General features: G+C 35.7%; 26 protein-coding genes. All 26 read right to left on the reverse strand.

Going from position 1 to position 12887, the window contains the following annotated elements:
* Positions 1 to 2: 2 nt before the first annotated feature.
* On the reverse strand, positions 3 to 1355 hold the full coding sequence (locus tag AC6UD4_RS05400; protein WP_500694540.1) for a PBSX family phage terminase large subunit: 1353 nt from the start codon (positions 1353 to 1355) through the stop codon (positions 3 to 5).
* On the reverse strand, positions 1333 to 2139 hold the full coding sequence (locus AC6UD4_RS05405) for a terminase small subunit (protein WP_500694539.1): 807 nt from the start codon (positions 2137 to 2139) through the stop codon (positions 1333 to 1335). The genes AC6UD4_RS05400 and AC6UD4_RS05405 overlap by 23 nt, the downstream gene beginning before the upstream one ends.
* A gap of 523 nt (positions 2140 to 2662) precedes the next feature.
* Entirely contained in the window at positions 2663 to 3106 is a 444-nt protein-coding gene (locus tag AC6UD4_RS05410; protein ID WP_500694538.1) for an ArpU family phage packaging/lysis transcriptional regulator, read from the reverse strand.
* A gap of 113 nt (positions 3107 to 3219) precedes the next feature.
* Positions 3220 to 3669, reverse strand: a complete 450-nt coding sequence (locus AC6UD4_RS05415; RefSeq protein WP_500694537.1) for a hypothetical protein — start codon at positions 3667 to 3669, stop codon at positions 3220 to 3222.
* Positions 3669 to 3857 carry a hypothetical protein gene (locus AC6UD4_RS05420; protein WP_500694536.1) on the reverse strand — a complete coding sequence of 63 codons (189 nt, stop codon included), beginning with the start codon at positions 3855 to 3857 and terminating at the stop codon, positions 3669 to 3671. The genes AC6UD4_RS05415 and AC6UD4_RS05420 overlap by 1 nt, the downstream gene beginning before the upstream one ends.
* Positions 3835 to 4110, reverse strand: a complete 276-nt coding sequence (locus AC6UD4_RS05425; RefSeq protein WP_500694535.1) for a hypothetical protein — start codon at positions 4108 to 4110, stop codon at positions 3835 to 3837. The genes AC6UD4_RS05420 and AC6UD4_RS05425 overlap by 23 nt, the downstream gene beginning before the upstream one ends.
* Positions 4100 to 4525, reverse strand: coding sequence for a DUF1642 domain-containing protein (locus tag AC6UD4_RS05430; protein WP_500694534.1), 426 nt, complete (start codon positions 4523 to 4525; stop codon positions 4100 to 4102). Before AC6UD4_RS05430 ends, AC6UD4_RS05425 begins: the two co-directional genes overlap by 11 nt.
* A gap of 62 nt (positions 4526 to 4587) precedes the next feature.
* Positions 4588 to 5085, reverse strand: coding sequence for a MazG-like family protein (locus tag AC6UD4_RS05435; protein WP_500694533.1), 498 nt, complete (start codon positions 5083 to 5085; stop codon positions 4588 to 4590).
* A complete protein-coding gene (locus AC6UD4_RS05440) occupies positions 5086 to 5313 on the reverse strand; it encodes a hypothetical protein (RefSeq protein WP_500694532.1) in 228 nt (75 codons plus the stop codon).
* Positions 5310 to 5507, reverse strand: a complete 198-nt coding sequence (locus AC6UD4_RS05445; protein WP_500694531.1) for a hypothetical protein — start codon at positions 5505 to 5507, stop codon at positions 5310 to 5312. Before AC6UD4_RS05445 ends, AC6UD4_RS05440 begins: the two co-directional genes overlap by 4 nt.
* The gene (locus tag AC6UD4_RS05450) at positions 5504 to 5728 is read right to left on the reverse strand and encodes a hypothetical protein (RefSeq protein WP_500694530.1); all 225 of its coding nucleotides are present in this window, start codon (positions 5726 to 5728) and stop codon (positions 5504 to 5506) included. The genes AC6UD4_RS05445 and AC6UD4_RS05450 overlap by 4 nt, the downstream gene beginning before the upstream one ends.
* Positions 5729 to 6019, reverse strand: coding sequence for a hypothetical protein (locus AC6UD4_RS05455; protein ID WP_500694529.1), 291 nt, complete (start codon positions 6017 to 6019; stop codon positions 5729 to 5731). It abuts the gene before it with no gap.
* Positions 6012 to 6191 carry a hypothetical protein gene (locus tag AC6UD4_RS05460; RefSeq protein WP_500694528.1) on the reverse strand — a complete coding sequence of 60 codons (180 nt, stop codon included), beginning with the start codon at positions 6189 to 6191 and terminating at the stop codon, positions 6012 to 6014. The genes AC6UD4_RS05455 and AC6UD4_RS05460 overlap by 8 nt, the downstream gene beginning before the upstream one ends.
* A gap of 5 nt (positions 6192 to 6196) precedes the next feature.
* Positions 6197 to 6403 (reverse strand): HPP family protein, encoded by a 207-nt coding sequence (locus AC6UD4_RS05465; RefSeq protein WP_500694527.1) that lies wholly within the window; start codon positions 6401 to 6403, stop codon positions 6197 to 6199.
* Complete coding sequence (locus tag AC6UD4_RS05470; RefSeq protein WP_500694526.1) at positions 6396 to 6929, reverse strand: hypothetical protein; 534 nt, start codon at positions 6927 to 6929, stop codon at positions 6396 to 6398. The genes AC6UD4_RS05465 and AC6UD4_RS05470 overlap by 8 nt, the downstream gene beginning before the upstream one ends.
* Entirely contained in the window at positions 6916 to 7128 is a 213-nt protein-coding gene (locus AC6UD4_RS05475; RefSeq protein WP_500694525.1) for a DUF3310 domain-containing protein, read from the reverse strand. Before AC6UD4_RS05475 ends, AC6UD4_RS05470 begins: the two co-directional genes overlap by 14 nt.
* A complete protein-coding gene (locus AC6UD4_RS05480) occupies positions 7115 to 7810 on the reverse strand; it encodes a putative HNHc nuclease (protein ID WP_500694524.1) in 696 nt (231 codons plus the stop codon). The genes AC6UD4_RS05475 and AC6UD4_RS05480 overlap by 14 nt, the downstream gene beginning before the upstream one ends.
* Complete coding sequence (locus tag AC6UD4_RS05485; protein ID WP_500694523.1) at positions 7811 to 8002, reverse strand: hypothetical protein; 192 nt, start codon at positions 8000 to 8002, stop codon at positions 7811 to 7813.
* A gap of 14 nt (positions 8003 to 8016) precedes the next feature.
* A complete protein-coding gene (locus AC6UD4_RS05490; protein ID WP_500694522.1) occupies positions 8017 to 8379 on the reverse strand; it encodes a DUF1064 domain-containing protein in 363 nt (120 codons plus the stop codon).
* Positions 8372 to 9103 (reverse strand): phage antirepressor KilAC domain-containing protein, encoded by a 732-nt coding sequence (locus AC6UD4_RS05495; protein ID WP_500694521.1) that lies wholly within the window; start codon positions 9101 to 9103, stop codon positions 8372 to 8374. Before AC6UD4_RS05495 ends, AC6UD4_RS05490 begins: the two co-directional genes overlap by 8 nt.
* Positions 9104 to 9108: 5 nt before the next feature.
* Entirely contained in the window at positions 9109 to 9297 is a 189-nt protein-coding gene (locus tag AC6UD4_RS05500; protein ID WP_500694520.1) for a hypothetical protein, read from the reverse strand.
* Positions 9294 to 10085 (reverse strand): ATP-binding protein, encoded by a 792-nt coding sequence (locus AC6UD4_RS05505; protein WP_500694519.1) that lies wholly within the window; start codon positions 10083 to 10085, stop codon positions 9294 to 9296. The genes AC6UD4_RS05500 and AC6UD4_RS05505 overlap by 4 nt, the downstream gene beginning before the upstream one ends.
* Positions 10075 to 10821, reverse strand: coding sequence for a DnaD domain protein (locus AC6UD4_RS05510; RefSeq protein WP_500694518.1), 747 nt, complete (start codon positions 10819 to 10821; stop codon positions 10075 to 10077). The genes AC6UD4_RS05505 and AC6UD4_RS05510 overlap by 11 nt, the downstream gene beginning before the upstream one ends.
* Before the next feature lie 14 nt (positions 10822 to 10835).
* The gene (locus tag AC6UD4_RS05515; protein WP_500694517.1) at positions 10836 to 11210 is read right to left on the reverse strand and encodes a hypothetical protein; all 375 of its coding nucleotides are present in this window, start codon (positions 11208 to 11210) and stop codon (positions 10836 to 10838) included.
* A gap of 11 nt (positions 11211 to 11221) precedes the next feature.
* Positions 11222 to 12091: a PD-(D/E)XK nuclease-like domain-containing protein gene (locus AC6UD4_RS05520; protein ID WP_500709640.1), complete on the reverse strand. Its 870-nt coding sequence runs from the start codon at positions 12089 to 12091 to the stop codon at positions 11222 to 11224.
* Positions 12006 to 12887, reverse strand: coding sequence for a phage recombination protein Bet (gene bet, locus AC6UD4_RS05525; protein WP_500694515.1), 882 nt, complete (start codon positions 12885 to 12887; stop codon positions 12006 to 12008). Before bet ends, AC6UD4_RS05520 begins: the two co-directional genes overlap by 86 nt.

Raw genomic sequence — 12887 nt, forward strand, 5'->3', positions numbered from 1 at the left:
TTCTATACCCCCATTCTTGGCTGTCCGCCAATAAGTCCTTTGCTTTGTAGTAATTCGTTTTGTTGTGTGATTGAACCATTATCACGCTTAGATAGTTCTTCCTCACGCTTGTACCAGTTCTTGGTTGCAACTGCATAACGCAACGCGTCCATGCAATCGTCCATCCCATCTTTCTTGATTGGTTCACCGGTCTTTTCATTCCACGTGTATTGATAAATTTCAGTCTCAAAGTCCATAAGGTTGTCTTTAACAGCCATGAACTTGTTGTTATGAATGATATCGGCTATCTCTTCGGTTCCAGTCATACGTGCTTTATAAGCATTGATTGCTTTGATGTTGGCGTCTTGGAAACGTGCAACGTATTCTGGCCGAGCAGAGTCACAATAGAATGGAATTGCTAAACCATATTGCTGCTGGATTTGTTTGGCCACTTCCATCCAGTATTCAATTTGCCGATGTTGATACGTCCATTCTTTAACGAGATAAGTGTTGCCATCTTCATCATCAGCCATTAATACGATTGAGCCTTTATGTTCAAAACCCCAGTCAAGGCCACAGTAATAACTCAACGTATGTTCTTGCTTAATCTTGTTGAACTGTTGAGCAGTAATCGTGTTGTCCTTTTCGTTGTAGTCTTGATAAACCAGACCCTCACCAGATACCCATAAGCCTTTAATTGCTCGGTCGTAGAACATTCCACTCGGCGTAGTTTCTTTGAGTGATTCAACATACTGTGGCGACAAGTTAGCAATGTTGTCGTCCAACGTGAACTTATTGGCGATGATAAACTTGCTATCATTTGCCTTATCAATGTAGTTCACTTTCAACCAGTGAGTAGGAATGTCAGGGTTGGTATCACAAACAATTCGGGCACCGTCTGCTGAGCAACGATTCTGGATTTCATCAAACACTTCCTGATTAGCTTTGGAAGCTTCATTGATGTAAGCACCATAAGATGTCATACCACGAATGGATCCAAGACCACGAATACTTCCCGTGTATGCTTGTCTTACTTGCACCGGTGGCAATCCAGGAAACTTCACATCGAATCCATTAAAACGATTGAATTTAAACACCAAGCCAAATGTGTTAAACATTTCCATGATGATGTTGGAATTAATCGACTTAGCGTCCACACCAGCCAATATGTATTGAGGATGTGCAACCCCTTTGGATTGTGCAACCTCGGCTGCATGTCGCAACTCAAACAAGAACACAAAGTTATCAACAAACGTCTTGCCAGCACGAACCGCACCGTAATTAATCATCAACGTCCAATAAGGATTGTTGATTTCCTGATCAATAACTTCCTGTTGTTTAGGAGTGAAAAGATTATTTAGATTTATCTTTTCCATCTTGTTCAGCTCCTTTAGCTATTGTGTTAAGTAATTTATCTAAGACGTTAGTTTCGTTATCTTTACCGTCATTGCTGTTAGCAAAGAACTTGTACAAACGTTCTCGTGCTTTCTCTGGGTCTTTGAGTTCAACCTTAAGACCGTCACGACCTTTAGTAATTGACTTGACTAACGACATGTCGACCTTATCTTTATCTGTTAAATAGAAGTCTGTGGTGTGATAGTAAATAGGATTATCGTCAGCGTCTAATACGGGTGCGTCTGCTGCATTAGTTGCCAGCATTTTAGTTGTCTTCCAATTGATGTAGTCATCAATGTTTCCAAACGCTTGCTTTGCGTCGGCTCTGATTAAGTCTGTGATTTCAAGCTGCAACTCATTTGATGCACGCTTCTTTAACTTGGTGATGTAGGCTTTAATCTTAGGTTTGCTTAAAAGCTGACTGGCACCAACCATAGAAGTTTCGTGATTAGCTCCATATGCTTTCATATATGCCCACGTACCATTGAATCGTTGTAGATAGTACATGCAAAATAATTCCTGCTTGTCATTCAGTCCATCTGATTTAACCGGTTCACGAGTTGCAACCTTTTCTGCTCTGGTTGCACCTTTTTGGGTTGCGTTGCGTTTATTTTGCAACGGTTGCGTTAGCCGTTTGTCATCGTCCCAATGCTCACGTGACTTCCACGACTTTACCGTTCCATATGCAACTCCGTATTTGGTTGCAATTTTCTTTAATGAAATACCAGCTAAGTAATCAGCTTTGGCATCGTCTCTCTTAGACACTTACATCAACCGTCCCTCCTATCGTTGGATTTATGTTGCTTTTGTTTTCTTTGTTTCCTTTTAGCTTCGTGGTCCAGACGTTGAATTAACTCAAACTCAGTCTTGCACGAATATGTAATTCCCTTATGTGTATACAAATAATTCACTCCATAAAAAAAGAGTTGGAACATGGAGTTTCCAACTCTTTGCGATTTCGCCACTGCTAGCTATGAAATAAGCTCTTGGATCAACAAGTAGGTAAATAAACAAATCAATTATTCGAAAGGAGAACTAGCAGTAACGCAGTAGATGCAGATTTCTCTGCAAAGGCAAGTGTCCGGATTCGAACCAGACTATTCTTTGAGGTTTTCCGTGTTGCCTATACTTGCCCGAGGTAAAAAACATTTGAAAGCCATATCCAATTTCTGGACAATACCAATATATAACGTTTAGCTCCGCTTATGGTTCACTTTTTGTCCCCTCATTGTACACATTTAGTTCACATTTCCTCCGCTTTTAGTTCACAAATAGTTCACTCTGAAATTTATTTGTAGGAAATCAGAGAATAAACTTCATCATCATTTCTAAATGGTAGTGGCGGACAAACTTGCGCAAACGCTAATAACGCTTCATTTTTAACCTGGTAAAATCGCGTCTTACTCAAACATAACTGTGACATCAAAAACTCATCTGGATACTGTCTTGTTATGTATGAGTTATTGAGAATATCTCGGTATCGTTCATCTGTTAGAAATTCAATTGCTTTCCGGCAATACTCGCAATACAAACTAGCGTCGATATGTTCTAATATGCGATTTTCCTGCGAATTAGTAGTTGACTGTGCTTTAGGCATATCTGAAATGATTGGTGAGCCAAGGGATGCAACCTTTTGACTTAATTCTCTGTTATGCCAATACGTATATTTTTCTAAAGCCATTTTTGCATTTGCGATCGTCTGTTCTTTATTTAGAAATGTGAAGTGAGACATGGGCAGAACTCCTTTTCGTGTGGTATACTATAGAAGTTCTGTAATGCGAACGTATGTTTTTCAATGAATAGAGAAAGTGGACTTTAGGGATATGGTCTGCTTTTTTGTTTGGTCTAAAATTCTTTTATTTCTTGTGCGTACGGCCGGTAAACTTCTGGGACCTCTGTATCAATCTGCTTTTTTGTAAATTCATCAGCCCACGTATTTTCTACGCATTCCCACTTTTGTTTATCTCCCTTTCTTAAATAAAGACTATGTCCTTTCGAATTGGAAATAACTGGAAGTTTAACTACATATTTTGTTGGCTTAATCTTGAATCCATTGACTAAAGCGATTAACAATTTCGATTGATATTTGTTTAAATCCTTAAACATAGGATTATCTAATGACATACGAGTGATATCTTGTTTCATTGTTACAGCAATATCTAATTTATTATCTGAACCAGTTTCTTCAACTGTTTTTCTAACCTCTTCGTTCAACCAAGTTGCTTGGCCGGCTGTTAATTCTGGTACACTTTCTCCCTTTTTATCTGGAATTTCACTAAATAAAATATTAGTCATTACCAGCACTCCTTATTTTTGAATTTTGAAATGATTTGATGATTAGTGGCCATAAATTGACCATCAACCAATTCAACATTAATGTTTCCAACTACTTTCAATGATTCTTTATCAATATTTCCATAAAACTTTTTTGCTTCGCCGTTCATTTTTTGAACGGCTTTTTCAATTGGTTCGATTTTGTTCATTTTCTACCACCTCATATCCATCAACTAACGCTTTAATAAATGTGTCTTGATTTTCTTCAATCCAACCAACTGTGATGTAACTTAATCCACCAGTTGGCTTACTATCATTTTCTCCATTAATAATTTCAATAAAATTAGATAAGTAGACACAAGTATCGCTAATTTGAGTCCATAAATTTTTACTTTTATCTTCCCTGACTGTTTCAATGAATCGTGCCACTCCAACAGGTACTTTTTGAATTCTACTCATCATCAATCACCAACTCTTTTGGAATTTTAAACTTACGATACATTTCTGGCACTTTATCTAATTCATCATCAGTAAATGTGATTTTTTCATCAGTATGTTTTGTCATTGCGTGGAATTTATCTATTTTTTCTGAACCATATACTGACAAGTACACTTGATTTCCATATGCAATAATGTTTGGAATGGGAATAACATATTCTTGGTTATCAAACGTATATCCATCCTTTACCGCTCCTAAAATTAATCGAACATGCTCACATAAATCTAAAAATAACCATTCAAACACTTGTTTGTCTGATTTATCTAACTCAGACTTTTCAGCAAACAGCAATTCACCAAGAGCTGCACAATGGTGATCCTTGTTCCTTTCAATCCAACCTGCGACAAATTGTGGTATCTTTACCTTTTCTTTTTCCATAATCTAAAATCTCCTTTGCTTGTGTTCGAAACTAATTACGCAAGTTTTAGATTATTTGTTTTTTATTTTTCGATATCTTCTTTTTTAATGAAAGTACCGTGGTCAGTCTTGCCTGTACGATCCTTAATCACGTTGTAAGAAGCTGAAATTAAATCCTCAATATTCCAACCATTCTGTTGAGCAATGATTGTAATTACTACGTAGATATCTCCAAGTGCATCTTTTAGATCATCTGTATGTTTCTTGTTATGAGCTTCAGCTAACTCTCCAGACTCTTCCATTAACTTGATAACTTGCTTATCGGTCTTTTTATCTAAACCATGTTGGACCGCCCATTCTCTGATTTTTTCTGTTGCATTTTGCTGTTTTTTCAATTCTTGCTCTCTCCAATACAACTCTTTTTCTCTATGACGTATACTTTCTTCTTTTTCATAATGAATCTGGTTGCTATCTTTCATCTGTTTTCTAAGTCGTTTTTTATTTATTTTCATATGTTTCCCCTCAACCAACGAATTTAAACATTGTGATTTGACACTCTCTATTTCATCAAAACTAATCATTTATAGTTTCCTTCCACACATCGGACAGTAATTTATATCAGCAAATGGATGGTTCTCTAAATACGAACCTGCTGAAACATCTATACACAAATAGTATTTTTTATAGTTTTTGTTACTGCCAATATATAAAATCGTTGAAATGCCAGATGGATCGTTATCTTCATCAATTTCAATTAAGCTCTTTTGTTCATGCTGACAGTAGTGGCAATTCTTTTGTTCTTTAGTCATTTGTATAAATTCCTTCCACATTTAGTGCAATAATGAGCTTCAGTCATAATAGCTTTGTCTCCATATTTCCAATAAAACAGTTTCCATTTATGGTCTGAATCATAATTTAAACCTAATGCTCTATTTTGCTTATCGTGATACATAAATTTCCCAATACCTGTACAATAAGGGCACTCTTTTTGTTGTTCAGTCATTGCGCGTCAACCTCTTTCGCATACTTTTGATAATCTTTTGGCATTTCTTGAATTTCATCTAATGAAAAGATTGCATAATCATGTTTGCTAGCCTCTGAATCGCTAATAAAATAGCAAAAAGCATAACATCCACTATGTCTATCTGATCGAAATACTGTGACGTAAGCAATTGGTAATTGATATAAATTAACGTCCGGCAGTGGAACTACATACTTTTTCATTTAATTAACCTCAATTGCCATTTCTTGATATGGTTTTGGTAAATCTTTTAATTCTTCTTCGCTAAAAATTGCCTCATTATGATTTTCTACTTCACTAAGATCATAAAGTCGTTTTCCGTATTGATCAGCTTCATATTGTTCAACTGCAAACGGACCATTTAAGTAATAGCTTCCTTCTGGAACTTTAGTTAAAAATGAATTCATATAAATAGGGATATAACTATCCATATTTCTACTTGTTACATAAGTAGTATCAGGTAAGGGAATTGCATACTTCTTTTGTTTAGTCATTCTTGTGTTTCTCCCTCATTTCACTTACAAAACCAACTATCTCGTCTTCCATTTCGCACGCTTCTTTTTCAGTAATTGGAAATCCTTTTTCGTTAAAATGCATGAACACTTCAGGTATCTTTTCGTGGATTCTTTTAACAAATTCTTCATAGCTTACTGTTTTCTCACTCATTTCACTTACCTCGGTTTCTTTGGATTGTCTGGGTACAAATGCCCTTTAAATCCATGTTCATCAAATAAATCAGACATATCTATTTCTTGATGCATATCACGTTGTTTTGTTTTTTTAATACTGCTATACAACAACATCATTGATGCAATTGCACAACCAACGCTAATACCGGCACAAAACCAGCTGATACAAATTGGAATTAAATTAGTCAATGTAAACCTCCTGAGCTAAAAGCTGATTATACGGTGAAAATTGTTCAACTTCTGATTCAGTGAAAATAAATTGTTCTTTATACCTGCTAGGAGACAAAATACCTGGTTCTTGTGGTCGAAGTATTGATTCTTTGTCGCTTATATCAACACCTATCCTTGTTCCTCCAGAGTAAGGGCTAGTTATTTTCACTAAATAGCACTGATATTTGCCGCCTTCAGTATCTGGAATCGGAATAATGTATTTTCTTTGCTTCCCATTTTTCTTACATTCCGATCTTGACTTAATTAAAATCAATCTATCTAATAAACAATTATTTAGTTTTAATTTGCTTTCAATTCTTTCTAAACGCTCATCTGTTTTCTTATTTTTCATATTTTCTGATTGTTCCCTCTGGTGCCTGCCCCTCTCTAAAATCTTTAGGTACTCCTCGTGTGTCTCATGTAGTAGTTGAAAATTTTCATCCATTGATTTGTCTAATTTTTTCATTGATTCTTCCTGTGATATTTTCTCTTTAGACTTTTTCATCTTTTGCCTCCATATAATCAATTAATCGATTCAAATAATCACGCGCTTTTTTCAAATCTTGAATCGGTGTTCCTTTATCCTCGAATCGAACAATATACTTCATGATATTTCCAACCATGAATCCAATGAACTTATCTTTTGGCAAGATATCTGACATATGAGTGATTAGATCATATTTCCCATGCTTATAACGGTTCATCATTTCTCTCCTGTTCGTCTAATCGTTTGTTGCTCGTCAATTTAAGCTGTCTGATTAACTCATCATCCAATTTAATCGGCTTGATTTGGAACTGTCTGGCAAAGTCAGCAATTCCCATTGAATGCCGTAAATTGTGATGCTTTCTACAAAGTGACCACACATACATCCCTCGTTGATCAATCTTGTATCTGTTTCGGCCCATTCCAACTGCCTTAAAGTGGTCAATGTCAGCTCCCGGCTTTCCACAGATAATGCAATCACGATGTAAAACACACTTCCGGACGAGACCATAATTACCTTGGATTTCATCAAAACACTTCGTTTTAAACGGCACATCTTCATCAATAAAGTAACCAATAATGAAGTCGATAAACTTCTTTGCTAGTGTCACAGAACAGTCAGCCATTGAAAAGTATTGCGGTTCTTTCATGGTCTCAATGAACTCATACTTTAGAAAAGCTTCAGACTCTGGTTTTAAGAATCCTGTGTACTCAGAAAAGTCGCCAATCAATCCAAATATCTTTTTTCGCTGGTCTGGAGTTATATGACGTCCGTCAGCAATATCAATCTCCACAATTGGCTGACGTCCATCTGAGAAACGTTTTATCTTTTCCATGTCTAATTGTTCGTCAACATTTAAAACGAGCTGAGAGCCATTAATATGCTCTAATTTTGCATACATCTATTTCCCAGCTCCAATCCAACCAATAAGTCCTAAAATTGCAACTAAGATTAGAATTACCCACCATAACTTCAGAACAAACAGAATAACAAACCAGAAAATTACTAGGACGAATAACCAACTGCAGCAGTCAGAATCCAAGAACCAGAATCCAAAAATCATTAGTAAAATCAAAATTGTAACTAGCCACATGTTGGCCACCCTCCCTACATTTCCTTTTCCGTAAACGTATGTTTTTTGTAGTCATATCTAGCAATTGTGACTGGTATTTTGTACAGATATTCAAACATTGCCATTCTTAAACTAGCGTCTGCCGTGATTTTGCTACCCTTAACGTCTACTACCTTGACTAATCGTTTTGTATTGTCGTAAATACAAAAATCTGGTGTGTAGTAACGTCTTGAATGTCGCTTATCGTTTAACTTGAACTTCGGCACGATTTCAAATCTTTCATGAAAGCTAACCGGGCATTGCCTGTTCTTCAATTCATGCCGGTAGTACTGATACTCAGCTTTACTATCAAACTTGATACCGTCTGCTATGACTTTTTTCGCATGATATTTATTCAACGACCAGATCATCCTTTAAAAATTTATTGATAAAGTACTGCTGACCCTTGCCAGTGACTTTGGTTGTTTTGGAAACAACAGTATTATTTGCGTGCATAACTAACGTTTCCTTAACTTGGAATAATCCTTTATCCACTGATTTTTGAGTTGGCATGTTGTAGTCGGTCCCTTTGCGTCTGATTAAGTAACCGTTATTCCTTAAATATTGGAATAAGCGGTTTTGTCCCATTTGAACGCCATTTTGGCGAAGCAACTTAGCAAGTTCTCCAACTAAAATGCTGGTCTTACTAGCAGTGACAGCGTCAGCAAACAACGCTTTTGGCTGCATGGTTTCAATTTGCTTAGCTTGGTTAGCTGCTAACTGTAATGCGTCTCCCATGTTTTGAGGGACTTCGAAGCCACCATATTGTTTAATCTGATCTTCCATCTGGTTAAATGCTTTGATGTAATCAAATTTAAACTTTAAAGCTTTATCCCCAGTGAATCCCATGGCCAGAATAGTGAATCCATCTCGATTCATATAAAACATTGGTTGTTTATGCATTTGACTATTTAAATAAGTTGATTCAACAAACATTTCATTAGAAATCGACTCGCCACTTTTGGCTTGTCGAAGTTTCTTAATTGCTCTAATAACTTTGGAGTGTTCTTTTCCAAAAACTTCAGCTACTTTCAAGCTAGTTGTTACTGCATGTTTATCTCTCATGACTACTAAATCATTCATTTTCGTTATGCTCCTTTACTTGTTTTAGTTTCGTAATTTTCAACATAACGTTGATAATGTTCTACCCAATTGTCTTTTGCTCGTCTTCTCATAACTCGCAACGCTTCTTCGTTTTGTTGATGTTCTTGTAGATTTTCATAGAAAGCACCGCCGTTTTTTAACGGTTGAATAAATATCACTGATTCGTTTTTCAAAATAACCTCGCTCTATAATCTTTCGTGTCCTTGAATTTAATTATTTTATCTTGACTGCCTTTCATCACTCTGGAAACCACCTTGTCGTTATAAATATGCAACATCTGTTCTCCAGATAAGTTAGTTGTGATAATAGTTCGATTGCGATGATTCAAGATTGCGTACAAAACATTTTGAGCCCAATTAGATGCTTCGCTGTCCTTCGTTTGAAACGTTGCTTCACTACCTAAATCATCTAAAACTAAGAGATCCACTCCACTTAGCAGTGAAACCATTGACGCTTCTTGATAGGGACTGGTTTTATCGTGAAAGCTGCCCTTTATACGTCTAAGCAATTCGTTAAAATCAACAAATAAGCAACTTTGCATTGGTTCAGCATGATTATTTACATACTTCAAAATTGAATAAGCTAAATGAGATTTTCCAACTCCAGCTTTGCCAGAAATGATTGCATTTCCTCTGTTATCTAGATTGGTATAGTAAGTTGCTAACTTTTCTGCTAGCTGCTTATTATTCTTTGTCTCTGAATTACGTTCTTGATAATCGTTGAAACTTACTCTTTTTAAGTCCGGATCGTCCATGATTGAAGAACGTTTGAGCATGTTGTAAGTGCTTCGACGCTTTACTGTTTTTCGAAGTTCTTCCATATGTTTATGTTCACGTTCTTTAGTACACTTCCAACAACTTTTATGACCTTTAAATTCTTTAAGTTGAACGTCCGGATGAATTGGGCAAGTTTCTTCCAACGTTTTTAAGTCTTTACCTAAAAATCTAAGGTCAGAAGTCAAGGTTCCTTTCCTCCAATTCTTCTTGTGTTATTGTCTTGTGTTGCTTTTTATTACTATTTTGGAAATGTCGATGTTTGAAATTATCCTCAGCCGTTTTAGCCTGTTGAACAGTGTTAATGTTGTTTTTACGATAACTTCTAAAAATACTATCCATATAAGAACATGCAGCGTTATTACTAACATTTCTTTGAGCAGTTATCTTAATTACATAGTTAACCAAGTCATTGCCAAATTCTTTAGACCATTCACTCAAATTTTCAATAACTGCATTGCGTGGAACTCCAAAATAGTTTTGAAACGAATTAATTGGCTTCAGTTTTTCTCGCTCTACTTCTTCTTTAGTTTTTGTTTTATTAGTACTTGTTTTATTAGTACTTGTTAGTGTGCGATTTTCCGATGTCGGGTTTTCCGATGTCGGATTACCCGATGTCCGATAATCGAACATCGGTGTATCAGATAGTTCCCAAAACGGATCACCAAAATTACCTTGTTTATTTCGCAATTGTGATCGTCTTAAATATCCATACTTCTCAAGTTCTTCTAGTCCTTTTCTTAATGAAGCTCTTCCATCAATGGAATGGTTCATCACTTCGGTTTCATAAAATTTCCAAGTATCTTTTTGTGCCCACACGTACATAAATATTCCACGTGCTTTCCAACTTAAACGTTCATCTTGAATTATTTGATTATCTGCAATAGTAAAATGCTCTTTATGATGTCTAACAACTTTTACCATGTTTAATCACCTCTTTATAGACGCCACAATTTACCATCATTAATTGTTAAGTGTTCAATTGCCCCAATTTTGAAATCTTTATAATTTTTAATTGAAATTAAATTTTTATCTACTAAGCTATCCATAGTTTCTTTTATTTCATCTAAAGTTAAAAACGGAAGCAATAGTTGAAGATGCTCATAATTTTCTGCTAGATGAAGTTCATTTCTACCAGCAATACGTCCTTCTTTTTCTGCTTCTACCCATTCTTCATCTGGTTCTCCAACTAAATTCATTCGTTCATATAATTTTTGGAGAATAATCGTTTCTTTTAATCCAATTTCAGTAGCTAATTTTTTAGGAATTAAAATGGGTGTTTCATTAATCAATGGAAATTTTGGGAAATACATATTATTACCTCCTAATACAATTCAATTGAGTCAATTGGTGTCACAGTACTTAGCTTCTTATTCATTCGACAGTAATCGCAATGTTCACATGCAATTGGCTTTTCAGTACCATTGATCACATTTACAATATGCTGTTGTTTCTCTTTTAATTCGTCCATTTCTGTATCCATCATGAATTGTGGAATTGAAAAGATGGCTTTGTCTGGTTCTTGTTGCTTAGATACAGCAATGATGTATGGCGTAGACTCAATTCCAAATGTTTGTCTAATTAACTCTTGATAGATTGCCATTTGCAAAATATATCCACGACTTTCTGCAAAATTCTCAGGAATATGTCGTTCAGCATTCCAGTGTTTTTTGTGGAAATCATCAACAGTTTTCAAATCAAAGAACATGTTTTTATCAGGAGACAAGCAATCAAGTTTCCCCATCCATTGAATGCCGTCAATTTTTCCGGTTACAATAACTTCTTTTTTTCCTTGATAAATCAATGGAAACTTAGGATCATTTTCAAGTGCTTCAATCATCTTATTGGCGTCTTTGTAATCTTTTTTAATTCCCTTTTCAGGGTTGCCATACTTATACAATTGCTTTTTATGCTCATTTAAAAACTGCTGATGTGACTCTTTACTTTCAAAATAAGAATGGAGATAATTGCCAACCAATAAGGGTGTTTCATCCCTTTTGGGTGTATACAATCCTTTAAGTTGTGCTAAAGCAGAAGCTTCACATTGTAAGAAATTCCAGTAAACTGATTTTGACAAGTAATGCCAGTTAGCTTCGGAAGTGTAGTAATTACTTTTCGTCAGGTCGAAGGTCGTCGAGTTGTCCAAAGAGTTGTTCTTGCTGCTGCTTATTGAGTTCTTTACTGCTTCCGTCATCACTTGTCACATCCCTTTCTGGTTTCTTAGGTTTTTCTGATTGTACTTTTGACTCGTCAACATCTTTGTTATCTTCATCAAATGGAGTTTCTGGGAATTCATCAGAACCTTTATTGCTTGTAACATCTTGTGGTTCTTGTTCTTTAGAATTATCAGAAATTAAATCATCCACACTAGTAGCAGTTTCTTCTTCAGCATTTACAGTTCTAGGTTTCAAATTAGCTTCTGGATCGCCTTGTTCTTCCTCTGTATAAAGTGATCCAAGATTTTCTGGGAACGCTTCACGCAAAGCATTAACAATTGCAGTCTTCCTAATCATATTCAGTGGCATTTGTTTCCAAGTAGCCTGACCCTTTGAGAACTCATCAAGTGAAATTTCAACGCTAATTGGAACTTTACGATCATCTCTATAAACCTTTGCCCAACCACCAATTAATGTATCCTTAGGAAGTTTGATAGCACCATTTAATTTAACGATTTCATCGCCACGTTGAACGATGATTCCAGCTTCAAATCCTTGGAAATGTGGATCAGCATTAGCTCTTTTCATGAATGCTTCCTTTGAAGTAATAATCTGTGCTGGTCGACCTCTAAATTTAACCAAATAAGCCTCATTCAAGAATGGGTTTAATCCTTGAAATTTACATAGCTGTAAGAAATTAACAACTTCTTGATTAGTTACTTCAGCATTCCCGGAGACTAGATATTCTTTAACCATATTCCCTGATAATTTAACGTTTTTGCCGTTTGCTTCATATTCAATTGGTTTTGTCATTGCTGTATTTTCGTTTGTCAT

The organism is Fructilactobacillus sp. X3R5C2, assembly GCF_059901175.1.